This window comes from Dactylosporangium sp. CA-052675, from assembly GCF_050947935.1.
Classification (GTDB): Bacteria; Actinomycetota; Actinomycetes; order Mycobacteriales; family Micromonosporaceae; genus Dactylosporangium.
Genome location: NZ_CP192010.1, coordinates 408849 through 425662, shown reverse-complemented (window position 1 = coordinate 425662; position 16814 = coordinate 408849). Strand labels below are relative to the sequence as shown.

13 protein-coding genes and 1 tRNA gene are annotated in these 16814 nt (G+C 71.4%); 5 read left to right on the top strand and 9 right to left on the bottom strand.

Going from position 1 to position 16814, the window contains the following annotated elements:
* Positions 1 to 2: 2 nt before the first annotated feature.
* Positions 3 to 1145, bottom strand: coding sequence for an aminotransferase class I/II-fold pyridoxal phosphate-dependent enzyme (locus ACQP1P_RS01910; RefSeq protein ID WP_433082493.1), 1143 nt, complete (start codon positions 1143 to 1145; stop codon positions 3 to 5).
* On the bottom strand, positions 1142 to 1633 hold the full coding sequence (locus tag ACQP1P_RS01905) for an Lrp/AsnC family transcriptional regulator (protein WP_433082491.1): 492 nt from the start codon (positions 1631 to 1633) through the stop codon (positions 1142 to 1144). Before ACQP1P_RS01905 ends, ACQP1P_RS01910 begins: the two co-directional genes overlap by 4 nt.
* 52 nt (positions 1634 to 1685) lie before the next feature.
* On the opposite strand from ACQP1P_RS01905, the gene alr reads away from it, so the two are divergent.
* A complete protein-coding gene (alr, locus tag ACQP1P_RS01900) occupies positions 1686 to 4169 on the top strand; it encodes an alanine racemase (RefSeq protein ID WP_433082489.1) in 2484 nt (827 codons plus the stop codon).
* Here alr and ACQP1P_RS01895 read toward each other — a convergent pair.
* Complete coding sequence (locus tag ACQP1P_RS01895; protein WP_433082487.1) at positions 4156 to 4539, bottom strand: hypothetical protein; 384 nt, start codon at positions 4537 to 4539, stop codon at positions 4156 to 4158. The genes alr and ACQP1P_RS01895 overlap by 14 nt on opposite strands.
* 3 nt (positions 4540 to 4542) lie before the next feature.
* Positions 4543 to 6942, bottom strand: coding sequence for a hypothetical protein (locus ACQP1P_RS01890; RefSeq protein ID WP_433082485.1), 2400 nt, complete (start codon positions 6940 to 6942; stop codon positions 4543 to 4545).
* Between the two features lie 366 nt (positions 6943 to 7308).
* Here ACQP1P_RS01890 and ACQP1P_RS01885 point away from each other — a divergent pair.
* The 3 genes from ACQP1P_RS01885 to ACQP1P_RS01875 all read left to right on the top strand — a co-directional run bounded on the left by ACQP1P_RS01885 (position 7309) and on the right by ACQP1P_RS01875 (position 10266).
* Positions 7309 to 7383: transfer RNA gene (locus ACQP1P_RS01885), tRNA-Arg, on the top strand.
* Positions 7349 to 9514: an ankyrin repeat domain-containing protein gene (locus ACQP1P_RS01880; protein ID WP_433082483.1), complete on the top strand. Its 2166-nt coding sequence runs from the start codon at positions 7349 to 7351 to the stop codon at positions 9512 to 9514. The genes ACQP1P_RS01885 and ACQP1P_RS01880 overlap by 35 nt, the downstream gene beginning before the upstream one ends.
* Positions 9515 to 9849: 335 nt before the next feature.
* Positions 9850 to 10266, top strand: coding sequence for a hypothetical protein (locus tag ACQP1P_RS01875; RefSeq protein ID WP_433082481.1), 417 nt, complete (start codon positions 9850 to 9852; stop codon positions 10264 to 10266).
* On the opposite strand, the gene ACQP1P_RS01870 is transcribed toward ACQP1P_RS01875, so the two are convergent.
* A complete protein-coding gene (locus tag ACQP1P_RS01870) occupies positions 10257 to 11516 on the bottom strand; it encodes a pectate lyase (RefSeq protein WP_433082480.1) in 1260 nt (419 codons plus the stop codon). The genes ACQP1P_RS01875 and ACQP1P_RS01870 overlap by 10 nt on opposite strands.
* 768 nt (positions 11517 to 12284) lie before the next feature.
* Between ACQP1P_RS01870 and ACQP1P_RS01865 the strand changes: the two genes are divergently transcribed.
* Positions 12285 to 13337, top strand: a complete 1053-nt coding sequence (locus ACQP1P_RS01865) for a hypothetical protein (RefSeq protein ID WP_433082478.1) — start codon at positions 12285 to 12287, stop codon at positions 13335 to 13337.
* Positions 13338 to 13425: 88 nt separating this feature from the next.
* On the opposite strand, the gene ACQP1P_RS01860 is transcribed toward ACQP1P_RS01865, so the two are convergent.
* The 4 genes from ACQP1P_RS01860 to ACQP1P_RS01845 all read right to left on the bottom strand — a co-directional run bounded on the left by ACQP1P_RS01860 (position 13426) and on the right by ACQP1P_RS01845 (position 16774).
* On the bottom strand, positions 13426 to 13572 hold the full coding sequence (locus tag ACQP1P_RS01860; RefSeq protein WP_433082476.1) for a hypothetical protein: 147 nt from the start codon (positions 13570 to 13572) through the stop codon (positions 13426 to 13428).
* A 155-nt stretch (positions 13573 to 13727) separates the two neighbouring features.
* Positions 13728 to 14234 (bottom strand): DinB family protein, encoded by a 507-nt coding sequence (locus ACQP1P_RS01855; RefSeq protein WP_433082474.1) that lies wholly within the window; start codon positions 14232 to 14234, stop codon positions 13728 to 13730.
* A 39-nt stretch (positions 14235 to 14273) separates the two neighbouring features.
* On the bottom strand, positions 14274 to 16019 hold the full coding sequence (locus tag ACQP1P_RS01850; protein ID WP_433082472.1) for a hypothetical protein: 1746 nt from the start codon (positions 16017 to 16019) through the stop codon (positions 14274 to 14276).
* Positions 16004 to 16774: an ABC transporter ATP-binding protein gene (locus ACQP1P_RS01845; RefSeq protein ID WP_433082470.1), complete on the bottom strand. Its 771-nt coding sequence runs from the start codon at positions 16772 to 16774 to the stop codon at positions 16004 to 16006. Before ACQP1P_RS01845 ends, ACQP1P_RS01850 begins: the two co-directional genes overlap by 16 nt.
* Positions 16775 to 16814: the final 40 nt, after the last annotated feature.

The following is a 16814-nucleotide window of genomic DNA, read 5'->3' as shown; positions in this document are numbered from 1 at the left end:
GGCTAGAGGGAGTCCACGAACCGGCCCATGCGTCTGACGGCCTCCTCCAGCAGCGGCAGAGCCGTCGCGTAGCTGCACCGCACGTGGCCCTCGCCGCCCGGGCCGAAGACGTTTCCGGGGACCACCGCCACCCGTTCCGCCTCCAGCAGGCGCTCCGCGAACGTCTCCGAGTCCAGGCCCGTCGAGCGGATGGACGGGAAGGCGTAGAAGGCGCCCTGCGGCTCGTGGCACGTCAGGCCGATCGAGTTCAGGCCCTTCACGAACAGGCGGCGCCGGCGGTCGTAGTCGGCCACCATCTCCGCCACCTGGCCGTCGCCCGAGCGCAGGCCCTCCAGGGCCGCGGCCTGGGAGACGTGCGGGGCGCACAGCATCGTGTACTGGTGGATGCGTCCCGCCAGCTCCAGGATGAACGCCGGGGCGCACACGAACCCGACCCGCCAGCCCGTCATCGCGTGGGCCTTGGAGAAGCCGCCCAGGATGATCGACCGGGACGGGGCCACGGACGCCAGGCACGTGTGCGGCGCGTCATAGCTCAGGCGCTCGTAGATCTCGTCCGAAACCAGGTACAGGTCGTGGCGCTCCGCCAGGTCGGCCAGGGCGCGCAGGACCGCGAGCGGCTGGATCGCGCCCGTCGGGTTGGACGGCGAGGAGACCAGGATCGCCTTCGTGCGCGGCGTGATCGCCCGCTCGATCTCGTCGATCAGGATCTCGAACGACGGGGACGACGGGACGTACACGGGCGTGCCGCCGGCGAAGGTCACGCACGGGCCGTACGCCACGTAGCACGGCTCGGGGATGATCACCTCGTCGCCGGTGTCGAGCAGGGTGCGCATCACCAGGTCCAGGCCCTGCGACACCCCGGACGTGATCAGGCACTCGGAGACGGCGTCGAAGGTCACCGAGAACCGGCGGGCGAGGTCGTCGACGATGGCCGTGCGCAGCTCCAGCAGGCCCGCGTTCGAGGTGTACGTCGTATAGCCCTGCTCCAGCGCGTAGATCCCGGCCTCGCGCACGTGCCAGGGTGTCACGTAGTCGGGCTCGCCCACGCCCAGGGAGATGACGTTGTCCATGGTCGCCGCGATGTCGAAGAACCGCCGGATCCCCGACGGCGGGCACGCGGCGACGATCGGGTTGAGCGGCTTCACGGCGTGACCGGGAGGCGTCGGTCGACCTCGGCGGTCGCGTAGAGCTCGTCGTCTTCCTTGTAGGTCTTCATCACGAAGTGCGTGGCCGTGGCCGTCACCCGCTCGATCGTCGAGAGCTTCTGGGCCACGAAGTCGGCGATGTCGTGCATGCTGCGCCCCGTGACCACGCAGCGCAGGTCCTGGGCGCCGGAGACGAGGTACACCGACCGCACCTCGGGAAACCGGGAGATCCGCAGCGCGACGTCGTCGAAGCCCAGGCCGCGGGCGGGCATCACGGCGACGTCGATGAACGCAGTGATCACCTGCTCGCCGCTGATCTCGCGCAGCCGGTCGGCGTCGACGACGGCCTTGTACCGCCGGATCACGCCCTGCTGCTCCCAGGCCGCGATCTGTGCCCGCACGCGGTCGACGTCGATCCCGGTCAAATCCGAGATGCGCTCCGGCGTCGCGTGGGCATCCTTCCGGAGGATCTCCATGATCTCCAACACCGGGCAATCTTACTGTCCGTGCAGCGGCGCACTCCAGACTAGTATTCGCCGAATGGACCCAGTCTCGGTCGCCGAGGTGGCGTCGATCGTCGGCGGAACGGTGCACTTCCCCGGGGAAGAGCGCGCGGTCGGCAGCGTCGCCATTCACTCGGACCGGTTGCAGGCCGACAGTCTCTTCTTCGCTCTCCAGGGTGTCACGGACGGTCACCGATTCGTGGCGCGGGCGCTCGCCAACGGGGCCATCGCCGCGGTCGTGGACCGGCGCCGGCTGGACGAGTTCCCCGGGCAGACCGTGATCGCCGTCGACGATCCGCTCGCCGCGCTGCAGGAGATGGCGGTGTGGTGGCGGCGCCGCCTGAGCTCGACGACGTTCGTGGCGGTCGTCGGCAGCAACGGCAAGACGCTCACCAAGGACGCGCTCGTCGGGCTGCTGGCGGGGCATCGCACGACGTACGGCAGCCCGGGCAGCTACAACAGCCAGCTCGGCGTGGCCCTGTCGGTGCTGCAGTGCCCGGCCGACGTGCCGATCGCCGTGATCGAGGCGGCCGCGACCGAGCCCGGCGAGATGGCCCGCCTCGCGCGGATGGTCGACCCGCGCGCGGTCGTGTTCACCAACCTCGGCCGCAGCGGGCAGAGCTTCGGCAGCCGCGAGGAGCACGCCCGCGAGCTGCTGAGCATGGCGGCCGGGCTGCCCGAGGACGGCTGGCTGCTCATGGGCGAGCAGGACGCTTCGGTACACGACATGGCCCGGCAGATCTCGAAGGCGCGACTGCTGCCGGCCGGGGACCCCGCGCTGCCCCGGCTGACCAGGCTGCGGCACGTCGAGCGCTCCTCGCTGGTCCGCGCCGCGCTGCCCGGCGGCACGGAGGAGGACCTGCTGGTCGCGACCCCGTCGCCGGAGGTGCTCAACGACCTCGAGCTCGCGATGGGCGCCGCGACCCTGCTCGGGATCGGGCCGGCCGAGCTGCTCGGGGCGGTCGCCGACTACACGCCACCGTCGACGCGCATGCAGATGTGGCGCCGCCCCGACGGCGCGACGGTCGTCGGCGAGCTGGCCAACACCGACCCCCTCGCGCTGAGCAGTGCCCTGCGCACGGCCCGGTCCCTCATGGGGGCCCACGGCCGCACTCTCATGATCATCGGCGATCCGCTGACCGGCCTGACCGCCGAGGGCGCCGACGCGATGGCCCGGTGCCTGCGGGCCGAGAACGTGCGGCTGGTCTGCGGCCTGGACGACGAGGCGCACGGCCTGATCGAGGCCGCGCTCGCGGGCAGCGAGGTGCCCGTGCACCGCTTCCCGGACGAGGACCGCATGCGCGCGTTCGTCGCGACCGAGCTGCGCCCCGACGACGTGGCGCTGGTGCACGTACCGCGCGACACCATGGTCACCGACTCCTGGATGCACCTCGTGGAGGCCGCGGCCGCGACCCGGCTCTACGTGGACCTCGCGGCCGTCCGGGACAACGTCGCCGCCTTCCGCAAGCTCGTGGGCCCGCACACGCGGCTCATGGGGGTCGTGAAGGCGGAGGCGTACGGCACCAACCCCGTCACCGTCGCGCACACCCTGCGGGAGGCGGGCGTCGACTGGCTCGGCGTGGCCACCGCGGACGAGGGCGTCGCGCTGCGCCGGGCGGGCGTGCAGATGCCGATCCTGGTCTTCCTCGCCGTGCCCGGCGATCTCGAGCGGCTGGTCCGGCACCGGTTGACGCCGTCGCTGTACTCCGTGGAGATGTACGACGCCGCCAGTCGCGCCGCCGCCGTGAGCGGCCGCCGGCTGGACGTGCACGTCGAGGTGGACTCGGGGATGCACCGCAGCGGGCTGTACCCGGAGGCCGCGATCGAGCTGCTGGGCAAGCTCAAGGGCAGCGAGCACCTGCGGCTGGCCGGGCTCATGAGCCACCTCGGCTGCCCCGACGACCCCGCCGAGGACGACCTGACCCGGGAGCAGCTCAAGCGCTTCGGCTCGGTGTGCGCGGCGGCGGACGAGATGGGGTTCGAGGATGTCGTACGGCACACCGCCGCCACCGCCGCCACGATCCGCTTCCCGGAGGCGCGCTACGACATGGTGCGCATCGGCATCGGCCTCTACGGCCTGCAGCCCTCGACCGCGACCAGCAGCCTGATCAGCCTCACGCCGGGCGTCGGCCTGGTGTCGCGGATCGTCGAGATCCACGACATGGCGCCCGGGGAGCGGGTCGGCTACGGCGGCCTGTTCCGCGCCCAGTCCCCGGACACGCGGATCGCGCTCATCGCCGCGGGCTACTACGACGCCGTGCCGCGTGCCTTCCGCAAGGTCGGCTACGTGCTGGTCAACGGCCGCCGCTGCGAGATCGCCGGCACGATCTCGATGGACTCGATGGCGATCGACATCACCGGGCACCCGGACGCGGAGGTGGGCTCGGACGTGCTCATCTTCGGCCAGTACGCGGGCTTCTCGACCCCGATCGAGCAGGCCGCCGCGGCCATGGACACCGTCTCCCACGAGGTGCTGACCCAGGTCGGCCCCCGAGTCCAGCGCATCTTCACCCAGCACTGAGGTATTCGCGAACGGCCGCGGCGAAGGCGCCGGCGGGCAGCGCGAAGCTCCCGCCGGCCGGCTCGCCGGTGCCGCGCAGGGCCGGCGGCACCACCTCGGCCCAGGCGAACAGGCCGCGGCGGTGCCAGCGCTCGGCGATCGCGCGCCCCGCCGCCGTGTGCCAGTAGCGGTCGGCCGCGGCGTCGGCCCCGATCAGCCCGGCCGCGACGAGCCGCGGCACGGCCCGCACGAACTCGTCCTCGGTCAGGATCGCGTGGTTGATGCCGTCGGCGGCGCCGATGACCCGCGCGAGCGTGCCGCCGTCCTCAGGGCCGGAGCCGGAGACGGCCGCGAACACCCACGCGTCGGCGATCTCCCACTCGGCGCCCACGGCTCACGAGTGGCTGGCGAGGTCCAGGATGCGCTCGAGGATCTGGCGCGGGGGAACCGGCGGCTCCTCGGCCAGGCCCTGGTGGTAGAAGACCGTCGCCGGGGTCAGGCCCGGCAGGGAGTTGGCCTCGATGATGATGACCTCGCCCGTCTTGCGGTGCATGAAGGCGTCGATCCGGCCGTACCCCTCCATGCCCAGCACGTTCGCCGTCCGCGCGATGCGTGCGCGCACGGCGTCGACCGCCCCGGGCTCGACGCGGCCGAGCGGGGCGCCGGGCGGGGGCGTGATGTTGATGCCGGTGCCGCCCATGAACTTCTCCTCGAGCGACAGGATGCCCGCGCTCGCCACGGTGATCGACGGGTTCATGGCGACCATCGCGCCGCGCGGGCCGATCACGCCGACCGTCACCTCGATCCAGCCGGTGTCGCGCTCGCGGCCCCAGATCAGCTCGGCGTCGCCCGAGTGGTCCTCGACCCGCACGTCGTCGGTGTCGATGTAGTCCTCGAAGAGCAGGTGGTGGGGGCGGCTCGTCGGCATCTCGACCAGCTGGTCGGGGCTGAGCAGGGAGAACCCGGCGCCCTTGATGCGCCTCGCGCCGGCGTTGATCAGCTCCAGGTAGCGCTGCAGGTCCGAGGCGTTGCCCAGCGGGAGGATGCCGGCCGAGCAGCCGTCGTCCAGGGGCTTGACGACCACCCGGGTGTCGGTGACCTCGGTGATGATGTCGTGCCAGAGGGTCTCGATCACCGACTCCTCGACCGACGGGGGAACGTCGACGCGGACGCGGCGGGCGGTGTGGATGCCCTCGCTCTCCAGGGTCGCGACGACCTTGCCGGTCTCGTACTTGTCGGCGCACAGGCGGGACGCGGCCGGGCCGGAGCCGTTGTACCGGATGCCGTGCGCGTCCAGCAGCTCCTGCAGGGTGCCGTTCTCGCCCGCCCCGCCGTGCAGGGCGATGAAGACGAGCTCGTGACGGTCGAGGAACTCCTCCATCGTCAGCTGTACCGGCGGCGCGACGGACGTGCTGCGGGCCTCGGCGGGCAGCCGGAGGCGCTCGATGATCCGCTCGGCGAGGCGTCGGCGGCGCTCCTCGAGGCGCACGCCGTCGCGGCAGGCGTACACGATCTCCTCGACGGAGTGGCGCAGGGCCGACGAGTACGACACCTGCCAGACGGAGCCGTCGGGCGACAGGAGGTACGGAGTCGGCGCGTACTTCTGGGAGCGGGCCAGCTTCAGCCACACGTTGGTCCCGCTCAGCACCGACACCTGACGCTCGGCCGTGGCCCCGCCGAAGAGCACGGCCACCGGCTCGCCGGTCTGGATCGTGGTGTCGTAGGGCGCGGTGAACTCGAGGCCGTTGCGGTGCGCCGCGGCGCGCAGGACCTCGCGCAGGACGTCGGCGTGGGTCATGCCGAGCTGCGCGGCCTGGACGAACAGGAAGCTGTTCTGCTCCATGCCGCTGATCACGTTGACGTCGGAGACGAGCACCGTGCCGTCTTCCTCGAGCCACGCGTCGATGCGGGCGAAGTCGCGCAGGCCGAGGGTCTTGAACACGGCCTCGGCGGTGGCCTGGATGCGCGCGATCGTCTCGTCGTCCCGGGGCGGCGGGCAGTGGTAGTGCGAGTCGTTGCTGGCCAGATACTTGCGGCGGTAGTCGAAGATCTCGTCCTCGGTCGCCTGGTTCTGCAGCTCGATCTCGACCGGGATGAGCGCGACCGGCCCGTCGGGCCCGTCGAGCACGATGGTGGTCACCTCGACGCCGTGCATCCGCGGCTGGATGACGATGCGGTCGTGGCGGGTGCGCAGGGTGCGCAGGATGTCGGTGGCCGCGGCGCGGTCCCGGGCGACGAAGACGTCGATGCTGGAGCCGCCGGTGGCCGGCTTCAGCACCAGCTTGGCGACGCCCGGGAAGGCCTCGGTGACGACCCGCTCGGCCTCGGCGTCGGACATGGCGGCGTCGACGAGCACCGAGGGCACCGCGCCGATGCCGGCGGCGTCGAGGGCCTGCTTGGCCTTGTACTTGTCGAAGGCGGTCGCGCACGCCTGCGCCCCCGTGCCGACGAAGGGCACCCCGGCCTTCTCCAGCAGCGCCTGGACCTGCCCGTCCTCGCCGAACTCGCCGTGCATGCAGGGGAAGACCAGCCCGGCCGTGCGCAGGCGGGCGATGAGCTCGTCCTCCGTGAGCGGCCGGCCCTCGTGCGCGAGCTTGAAGTCGAAGTCGCTCGGGGTGTTGCAGTAGAGCAGCCCGCGGGGGATGGAGTAGGGCCGCACCTGGCGGTCGAAGAAGATGATCTCGGTCAGGTTGACGACCGCGCCCTCGAGGTGGTCCGCTACGGAGCGTGCGGAGTTGAGCGAGATCCCGCGCTCCTCGGACGGGCCGCCCAGCAGCAGCGCAACGTCGACCATCGTTTCCTCTTCATGTGGGCCACTTGAACGGGCCTTACCCTACACCGGGCGTGTGTCACGCACTGTCGGCAAACGGAAGAGCAGCACGGACCGCGCAACGTGAACACAGTCGATACGGTCTGCCGCACGCGCGCACTCGCCGCCGGGGCCGCTGGCGCAGTCGTATCGTCACCGTCCGCATCGGCCGCGCCCACCGGTCGCGTCGCCTTCCCCGGCCGGGGCCCGGCCCTTCCGGTCGCCGGCTCCAACACCCCGCTTATCGTCGGAGCCGGGCCGGCGACCATCGTGGTCGGGGCCGCCCCGGTCCCGATCGCCCGGCGGCGCCGGGTCCACCTGGAGATCTGAGGACGATTACGCTCATGCGCGGCAGGTCGTAGTGCAGAGGTCGTCACGCCACCTTGCGAAGTTGGAGGACGCCGGTTCGAATCCGGCCGATCTGCCCTTCCTGGCTCGCGAGCTGCCGCTCTGGCGCAAGATCCGGGCCGAGATGCCGCCGCCCGCGTTAGTCGCGGCGGCGGCCTCGGCCCGCGCCGCCGGCGACTGGCGGGCCGCCGCGAGCCTCCTGCCGGTCACGATCGACGTCGACCTGGCCGCGGTCCGGGCCCGCTTCGGCACCGCCTCCGCCGACCGCCTGGAGGACGACCTGCGCCACCTGTGCCTCGACCTGCTGTGGTGGCACTTCCCGCGCCACCGCGGCGGCCGGTCCACCCTCCAGGCCCAGGTGAGCGCCATCCTCGCCCCCCGCTCCGGCGCCGCCACCGAACCGCTGGTGCGCCTGCGGTTGCCGAAGTCCCCGACCGGCCCGCAGCGCGTCCACCTGAGCGTGACGACGATGGCCGAACTCGAGCACGTGCGCTGGTACTACGCCCCGCGCCCCACCTGGGACGTCCGCGAGGCCTCTACTCCGGCGCGACAGTGGGACGCACCGCCGATCTTCGAACTGCTCAACTCCGGCGACTACCGCGAGACCTCTGCTCCCGCGCGACAGTGGGACACACCGCCGATCTTCGAACTGCTCAACTCCGGCGACTACCGCGAGACCTCTGCTCCCGCGCGACAGTGGAACGCACCGCCGATCTTCGAACTGCTCAACTCCGGCGACTACCGCGAGACCTCTGCTCCGGCGCGACAGTGGAACGCACCGCCGATCTTCGAACTGCTCAACTCCGGCGACTACCGCGAGGCCTGGCGGCGGTGCGGCATCACGCTGGACTTCGACGACCTGAGCTGCCTGCAGTCCCCCACGATGTCGCCGACGAGCCCGGTCGGCGTCGCGGAACTCGCCATGGAGGCGGGCGCCGCTTTCAACGTGGATCAGGTCGCGACCCTGTTCGGCGCCTACCTGACGATCAACCTGCCGTCGCTGCGGGCCGAGGCGTCGGACCCGGGCGATTACCTCGAGGTTCCCGTCCGGATTCCCACGTCGTCGGTACCGCCTGATCTCGCGCTCATCGCCGCCGGCCTCCTGTCATCGGAGGCCTTGCACCCACTCATGCGGCCGGCGGCCTCACAGGCGGGTTTCACCCACCCCACCACCTCGGACGACGCCGCCACCGGTGCTGCTGCCGCCGGTGCCGCCGCCACTCCTACTGCCGCCACTGTGACCGCCACTCCTGTTGCCGCTGAGGCCGCCACCTCCACTCCCGCCGCAGCTGCCACCTCCACTCCCGCCGCAGCTGCCACCGCCAGTCCTGCTGCCGCCGCCTTTTCTGCTGCCGCTGACGCCGCCACTCCTGGTGCCGCCGCTCCTTACACCGCCACCACTGCCGCTACTACTGCCGCCACGACTGCTGCCGCTCCTACTGCTCCCGTCGCCACTAATACCGCTGCCGCCACTGATCCTGGCCCCGACGCTGCCACGAAAAGTCCGACACTTCGTGATCGGACTTTTCGGATATTTACCCTGGCAGGAGATATGTCGGGTAAGCGGGTTTCCGCCGGCCAAGATCCGCGGCGTGGGTCGCGGGCAAGCGGGCAACTGACGCGGGACGACCAGGCGGCGTTTCGCGTTCGTTGCGGCGGCGACTGGCACCGGCTCAGCATCGCCGGCGGCGCGCTCACCCTGCACGACCACGACGAACAGGAACAGCTGCGCGAATCCGCACTGCGCGCCCTCGGCGGCGAGAGCCACGGCTGCTTCGGCGTCGAACAGGCCTGGCAGCAGGGCGGCGGCCGGCTGCCGCGCGCGCTGCACGAGCACCGCCGCGCGCTCATGCACCGCCTGCAGTTCGGCGACACCGAGCACCTCCTGCGCGGATTGCGCGACGGCACCGTCGATCCGCGCATGCGCGCGCACAACGGATGGTCACTCATGCACATGACGGTCTGGCTCGACCATGAGCGGGTCCTGCCGGTGCTGCTCGACGCGGGCGTGCCCGTCGACGGGCCGGATCGGATCGGCCGGACACCCCTGTACGAGGCGGTCATGCAGGGCGGCGAACCCGCCTTCGTCCGCGACCTGCTGGCGGCGGGCGCGAACCCGAGGGCCGAGACCGTGCACGGAACGACCCCGGCCCACGTCGCGCGCTACTACCACGCCGGCCGCGACCTGGAGTTCCTGGCGAACCTGTGAAGCCGGCGGGCACCGGAGTGCGCGAACGATCAGCACCGCGCGCTGGACTGCGCGAACGGCCACCTCGTCGCCGCCTGAATGCGCGAATGAACAGCACCGCCGCCAGCGCGCGCGAACGAACAATCCACCGCCAGCGGAATGCGCGAATGAACAGCGCCGCCGCGGGCTTGCGCGAATGAACAGCGCCGCCGCGGGCTTGCGCGAACGGACAACCCACTGCCGACGGAATGCGCGAATGAGCAGCGACCGCCGCTAGCTTGCGCGAATGAGCAGCGACCGCCGCTAGCTTGCGCGAATGGGCAGCGCGGAAGCCGAGCTGCACTACTCTGCGCGGCATGGCGGACGTGTTCGAGATTCTGGTGACGCTCAACCTGAGCGCGAAGATCCCCGCCGACGAGCTGGCGGAGCTGCGCTGGCACCTCGGCCTCGGCGAACGACCCGAGGCCCTCCCGCTCACCGGGTCGTTCGATCCGGAGCCGGTGCTCGCCGAGCGCGGGGCCGCGTGGAAGGTGGGCGGGGCCGTGGTCGGCGAGCTGGTCGAGCGCGGGGAAGGGTGGGCCCTGACCGTTCTGCAGGAGGTACACCCGGATGAACTTCCGACCCTGCACGCCCTGCTCACCGGCGTCGCCCGGCACGCGGATCAGGTCGGGTTCGCGGGGTTCGTGCGATTCTACGAGAACGATGCGCCGGAGTCGTTCACGGTGAGCGGCGGGCAGCTCGCACTGCCCGCCGCCGTGACCGACTACTTGTAGGTGATGTCCGAGGACTTGAAGTTGCAGTGGCCGTCGCCCATTCCGTCACCGAGGTACTTCGGCTCGCTGCCCTTCGCCACGCCCGTGTACTCGGCGCAGACGTGGATCCCCGACGAGTTCGTGACGGTCACCCGGGTCAGCGTGGCGGTGTCGCCCCAGTTGGTGTTGATGCCGACGACGTACTTCGTCTTGTCCAGCAGCACGTTGTCCACTGTCACATGGCGCTCGTAGTGGTTCGTGCAGTTGCCGCAGCCGCGGTAGAGCTTGCCGATGTTGCTGGCGTAGAAGTTCGAGATGTGCACGGTCCCGTTGCCGTTGTGCTGGAACACCTTGTCGGTCGCCGACCTGGCGCCGCCGCCGATGACGTAGGAGTCGCCGCCGCTGGTGCCCAGGAACGTGGCCGCGTCCTCGCCCACGTCCTCCCACCACACGTTCTGGATGGTGCAGCGGCCGAGGCAGTGCACGCCGTCACCCGCGGGCGAGCCGATGATGACGTTCTTGAGCGTCGCGCCGTCGGCCAGCTCGAACATCGGGTCCTGGCTCTCGCTCTGGCCGCCGTCGCCGATGCAGCAGTAGCGCTTCATCCCGCCGTCGAGCGAGCCGCTCACCTTGATCGTGCCGCTCACCGAGACCGAGCCGGTGCTGCTCGGCCACGAGCCGGTCGGGGTGCTGCCGCCGCCCGACGTCGGGGTGCTGCCGCCGCCGCCCGAGCCGAGCTTGACCAGCTGCCACTGCTGGTTGGCGCCGTCGAGGTTCTGGTAGCCGTCGAGCTTGGCACCGTCGGCGGTCGACCACTCCCAGGTCTCGATGACCTTGTTGCTGTGGCGGTTGACGAAGCGGACGTACCCGTTCGCCGAATCCTGCAGGCGGAAGTGCTGGGTCGTCGAGCCGCTGTCGGCGTTCTGCACGAGCTGCAGGCCGTCGGTGGCGTTGGGCAGGTCGAGGACCTTGCCGCTCATCACCGACTTGATCTTGTAGTAGCCGGAGCCGGCGTCGACGAACTTCCACTGCTGGACGGCGAGGTCGTTGCGCGACCACTGGTTGACCGGCGCGCCGTCGTTCGTGGCCCAGTTGTAGACGTCGATGACCTTGCCGCTGTTGCGGTTGACGAAGACGTACGTCGCGCCGGTGTCGACGGTCGCCGCGGAGGCCGAGTTCGTGGCGACCAGCGTCACCCCCGCCACCGCGACGACGCCGGACGCGGCCGCGAGTGCGAGCCGCACCCGTCGCCGCGTGGGACTGGATTGCATCTGCTCCTCCGTTCAGCGGAAAGCGCTTTCCTGAACGGGACCGTAGACGGTTTTTGAAATGCCGGTCAACGGCCTGCAACAAGCCTGCACCGCACCCACGGAATGTGACGTAACATCGGCGATGGTCGCTGTAAATTACACCGCACCACCCGACGAGGTCATTCCCGCGACCATTCCCGGACTCATTCCACTGAGCGTGTCGGCGGAATGAGTCCGGAGGCGCACGCCGGCGATGCGGTGCTCGCGCCCCAGAGGGCGGCACGGCGCTCGTCCGGCGTCCGGCGGCGGCGGTCGCCCGGGTGCCCGACGACCGCTGCGCGTGATCGGGGATCTGCCCGTCGGCAGTCCGTCCGATGCGCTGATGGGTGCGGGAAATGCTTTTTCGGACTTATCCATACCGACGCCGCCGCCCGACGCCGGCCGGACCGGACCGTTCGTCACGCTCGGAACGGTGCTCGCCCGCACCGCGCCGAGCCTCGTGAACACGCTGCTCATGGCTCCCCACCGTCGGCAAGCGGCGCCCTGCGCTCGGCAGGTCCGACGCATCGCGGCCGCCAAAGGTGCTCGTGGCGGTGGCCGCCCTCACCGCGCGGTGCGTGCTGGTCGCGGTGAGTGGGCGGTGGCGCACGCCGCTGCGGGTGACGGGCCCGCTGCCGATCGCCGCCCCGCGGCGGAGCCCGGCGCGATCACGGCCGGCGCGATCACCCTCGCTGCACTGTGTAGCCTAGCCGACACTAAGAGCTAGATCTACGTGCTTCTATCTCTGCCATGATGAGACTGCTGGCCCGTGGGGCCACACTCCTGATGGCGCTCTCCGCCGGCGCCCTGGCCTGGAGCGCACCCGCCAGTGCGGCCATGCCCGACCGCTTCGCCTTCGTGCTGTGGAACGGCTCCGCCACCGTCCCCACCGGCACGACCCCCTCCGCGACGACCGTCGTGACCGGCCCGCCCGGGCGCTACCGCATCGTGTTCCCGGGCGCGGCCGCCGCGCGCGGCGTGGTACACGTGACCGCGATCAACGACAGCCCGCACTGGTGCCAGGCGAACACGTGGGGCCCGTCCGGCGTGGACGAGATCGTGTACGTCGACTGCTACAAGGCCGGCGGCACGCCCGACTTCACGCCGTTCACCGCGTTCTTCGAGAGCAGCTCGCCGCCGTCCGCCGCGATCTCTGGCCACTTCGGCTACGTGGACGCCCAGCCGACCGGCGCCCTGGTGAGCTCGTTCAACTCCGCGGGCGCGCCCAACACCGTCACCCCGGGCGCGCCCGGCCAGTGGCTCGTGAAGTTCCCGGGCCTCGCCACGCCGGGCCCGGTCGACGGCAGCCTGCAGGCGACGGCCGTCTCGGCGACCGCGGCCCGGTGCAAGGTCTTCAAGTGGAGCTCGGGCGCGGCGGGGCAGACCGTCCTCGTCGGCTGCTTCGACGCGTCCGGGGCGCCCGTCAACACGCGGTTCACGCTGACGTACCAGTGGCAGACCTCCCTCTACGGCGCCAAGATCCCACCGAAGTACTTCGGCTACCTGTGGAACGCCCCGCCGCTCGGCCCCGCCGCGACGAACTTCAACTCGGTGCTGGGCGCGGGCGCGAACACCATCACCTCCGCGGGCCTGGGCCTGTCGCTGCTGAAGTTCCCGCAGCTGGCTATCACGCCGGACACCGTGCAGGTGACGGCGGCCGGCCCGACGCCGGACTTCTGCGGCCTGAACACGGCGTGGTTCCACTTCCCGCCGGACACCGTGGTCCGCGACGTCAACTGCTTCACCAACGCCGGTGCGCTGGTCAACACCGGCTTCCTGATCAGCGTGAACTCGCAGTTCTGAGCGTCCACCGTTCGCGGCGGCCGGCCCCGCCAGCGGGCCGGCCGTCGTTCAGCGCTCACCCGCCGGGTTCCCACTCCGGCGACGGCACTCAGCGCTCGTCGGCGGCGGGGTGCTCGCGCCGCCGGTGCCGCCGGACGGGCACCTCGGCGTCGCGTTCGAGCCGCTTGACGGCGTCGTCGTCACGCTCCGGGGGTGCGGTGACGGACTCTTCGCGCCGCGTCACATCGTTGCTCATGACGCCCTCCTCGACGGAGCCGGTCTGGGAGCCGATCTGTAATTCTATCATCACCCTATGCAACATCATCCATGATCCGACGCCGGTCTCGTCGGGTGAAGCGCACAAGGGCACCCGCACGCGCGTGCGGGTGCCCGGCGTGGGTGGGGTGCGGGTCAGCCCATGGACTTCTGGCCGTCGATGGACTCGCGGATGATGTCGGCGTGGCCGGCGTGCTGGGCCGTCTCGGCGATGATGTGCGTGAACACGCGGCGGGCGGAGCGGCGCGCGCCCGGCTTGAACCAGGGCGCCGGCGGCAGCTCGTGCGACGCGTCGAGGTCACACGTGCGCACGAGGTCGTCGGTCTGGGCGGCGATCTCCTCGTACCGCTGCAGCAGCCCCGCAAGCGTCTCGCCCTCGAGCATCTTGAAGCCGTTGGCCCACTCCTCGTAGCCGGCCTCGTTCTCGGGCGGGGCCACGGCCGCCGGGCCCTCGGTGACGAAGCGCGCCCAGCCGTGCTCGATCTCGCTCACGTGCTTGATCAGGCCGCCGAGGGTCAGCTCGCTCGCCGTCGGGCGCAGCCGCGCCTGCTCGTCGGTCAGGCCGCGGACGGTGTTGCGCAGGAAGAAGCGGGCCGCGCCCAGGGACTCCAGCAGGTCGGAGCGCTCGGCGGTCAGAGTCATCGTGGCCATCCTTGATTGGAGAAGTCGACACGGATGACGTTACGCAGGAATGCGGTCAGGTTCTGGCCGCTTCCGCAAGACCCAGAGGGCGGAGCCGTACATCCCGATCCCCAGCAGGATGAACGCGATCGCCACGACAGCGTTCCACGGGCCGGGCAGGTAGGTGGCCAGGAACCACGACATGTCCGTCCGCCCGGCGAGCACGAAGCTCAGCGCGACGATGCCCTGCGGGAACAGCGGGATGGCGCCGAGGCCGAAGCCCACGCCGGCGACGTTCTTCTGCACCGCCGACAGCTCCTCGAAGCGGCGCACCGACGTGGCCGTCACGGGCTTGCGGCCGGTGCGCATGGTGTCCAGCAGCTCGGGGCCGCGGGTGCGCAGCCGGGCCTCGGCCAGGCGCCCGAAGAGCCAGTAGCACAGCGCGCCCGTGGCCAGGCCCACCGGCACGCCCACCCAGCCGAGAAAGTGGGCGGCCAGGCCCGCGGGCAGGCCGGTCACGAGGACGAGGGCCAGCATGACGTACGCCAGGCCGGTCAGCCCGCCCTCGTCCTCGCTCGTGCGCAGCGGGTTGCCCGAGCGGCGGTGCGGGTCCGTGCCCGGGACGAGCGCGTAGACCGACACCAGCGGCACGAGGCCGGCCGCGCCGCCGAGCAGGGCCGGCAGCAGGGCGAGGACCAGCGGCCAGGGACCGCCGACGATCGCGGTGCACACGACGGTCAGCACGATCGCGATGGCGCCCAGGGTGGCGGCCCACGCGAGCTGGCGGCCGCGGACGTCGGTCGCGCCCGGGGTCATCATCGTGAGCCACAGTGCGGTGCCGTCGGTGCCGTACAGGTTCGAGGCCATCCCGGCCGCCATGACGATGAAGATCGGGCCCGCGTACGGCAGCATCCCGTTCCAGCCGATGACGAGCGGGCTCGCGGCGAACCACAGGCCGTAGGCGAACGAGAAGGCCAGCTGGTGGTTGCGAACCAGATCGCGCGACCAGGTGCGCAGCTCCTTGGCGACCACGGCCCCGGCCGCGGTGGACGCGGCGATCGGGCGCCGGGCGCGGCCCGAGACCCGCGAGCGACCGGCCCGGCGGCCGAGCAGCGCCGCCCACAGGCCGAGCAGAAGCAGTACCAGGACGGCCAGCGCGGCCAGGGCCCACCACTGGCCCCGGACGGCGAGCAGACCCCAGGCCGAGGGGAGGTACCACACCACGGCCGGCGTGCCCGACACGCCGAACGCGATCATGAACACCCAGATCTGGCCGAGCGAGCTGAGGACGACGCCGTTGATCACGCCCGCGGCGATCGCGCCGATCCGGCTGCGCAGGGCGACGCCGACCACGGCCACCGAGATCTTCGACAGCAGCACGAAGACGGCGAGTTGCAGCAGCATCGCCGGTACCGCCACCAGCGTGTTGACCACCCCGATCCGCGCCCCGGCGACGACCAGCCCGGTGAGCGCGGCCAGCGACACCAGCGGCGCGACGCCGACGAAGGAGGCGGTGAGCAGGCCGGCCGCGAGGCGCCGGGGCGAGAGGCCGAGCATCGCGAAGTACTCGGGGCGCAGCGTCTCGTCGCCACCGCCCATGAACACCGGGCCGAGCATCCAGCCGAGCAGCCACACGGCGAGCCCGGCGGCGAGGTAGTCGGGGCTGAGGTAGCCGAGGTAGGCGGTCCCGGCGGCGAGCACGAGCCCGATGGTCGCGCCGGCGCCGGCCGCCTGGGCACGCTGGCCTCGGTACGCGTGGCGCATGACCGCGAGCTTCATCTGCGCCATGGTCAGTTCGACAGCCACGACAGCTCCTTGCCCATCCCGGCCCGCTCCCCGCCGACCAGCCCGACGAACGTCTCCTCCAGCGTCCGCGCGCCGCGGACCGCGTCGAGCGGCCCGGCCGCGACGACCTTGCCGTCATCGACCACGCCGACGTGGTCGCACAGCTGCTCGACCAGCGCCATCACGTGGCTGGAGAGCACAATGGACCCGCCGGCGGCGACGAACCCGCGCAGGATGGTCTTGATGGTCGCGGCCGACACCGGATCGACGGCCTCGAACGGCTCGTCGAGCACCAGCAGCCGCGGCGCGTGCAGCAGCGCGGTGGCGAGTCCGATCTTCTTGCGCATGCCGGTGCTGTACTCGATCACGAGCGCGCGCTCGGCGGTGTCCAGTTCGAGCACCGCCAGCAGCTCCTCCGCCCGCTGGTCCACGACGTCGCGCGGCATCCCGCGCAGCAGGCCGAGATACGTCAGGACCTCGCGCCCGGTCAGCCGCTCGGGCATCGCGAGGCCGTCGGGCAGCACGCCGACGAGCGCCTTGGCCCGGGCCGGCTCCACCCAGACGTCCCGGCCGAAGATGCGCGCGGACCCGGCGTCGGGGCGCAGCAGCCCGACCGCCATCGAGAGGGTCGTCGTCTTGCCGGCCCCGTTCTGCCCGACGAGCCCGAAGAACGAGCCCTTGGGCACGGCGAGGTCGATCGCGTCGACGGCGACCTTGTCCCCGAAGCGCTTGGTCAGCCCGGCGATCTGGAGCGCCGGCCCCGTTTCCTGTGACATGCATTCACGGTAAAAGATCTCTGTGACGACCGGATTGAGG

What these genes read in the sequence shown, in the direction of transcription:
- alr (WP_433082489.1), top strand. Translation starts at nt 1,686, where the DNA reads ATGGACCCAGTCTCGGTCGCCGAGGTGGCGTCGATCGTCGGCGGAACG.
- ACQP1P_RS01890 (WP_433082485.1), bottom strand. Translation starts at nt 6,942, where the DNA reads ATGGTCGACGTTGCGCTGCTGCTGGGCGGCCCGTCCGAGGAGCGCGGG.
- ACQP1P_RS01875 (WP_433082481.1), top strand. Translation starts at nt 9,850, where the DNA reads ATGGCGGACGTGTTCGAGATTCTGGTGACGCTCAACCTGAGCGCGAAG.
- ACQP1P_RS01870 (WP_433082480.1), bottom strand. Translation starts at nt 11,516, where the DNA reads ATGCAATCCAGTCCCACGCGGCGACGGGTGCGGCTCGCACTCGCGGCC.
- ACQP1P_RS01865 (WP_433082478.1), top strand. Translation starts at nt 12,285, where the DNA reads ATGATGAGACTGCTGGCCCGTGGGGCCACACTCCTGATGGCGCTCTCC.
- ACQP1P_RS01860 (WP_433082476.1), bottom strand. Translation starts at nt 13,572, where the DNA reads ATGAGCAACGATGTGACGCGGCGCGAAGAGTCCGTCACCGCACCCCCG.
- ACQP1P_RS01855 (WP_433082474.1), bottom strand. Translation starts at nt 14,234, where the DNA reads ATGACTCTGACCGCCGAGCGCTCCGACCTGCTGGAGTCCCTGGGCGCG.
- ACQP1P_RS01845 (WP_433082470.1), bottom strand. Translation starts at nt 16,774, where the DNA reads ATGTCACAGGAAACGGGGCCGGCGCTCCAGATCGCCGGGCTGACCAAG.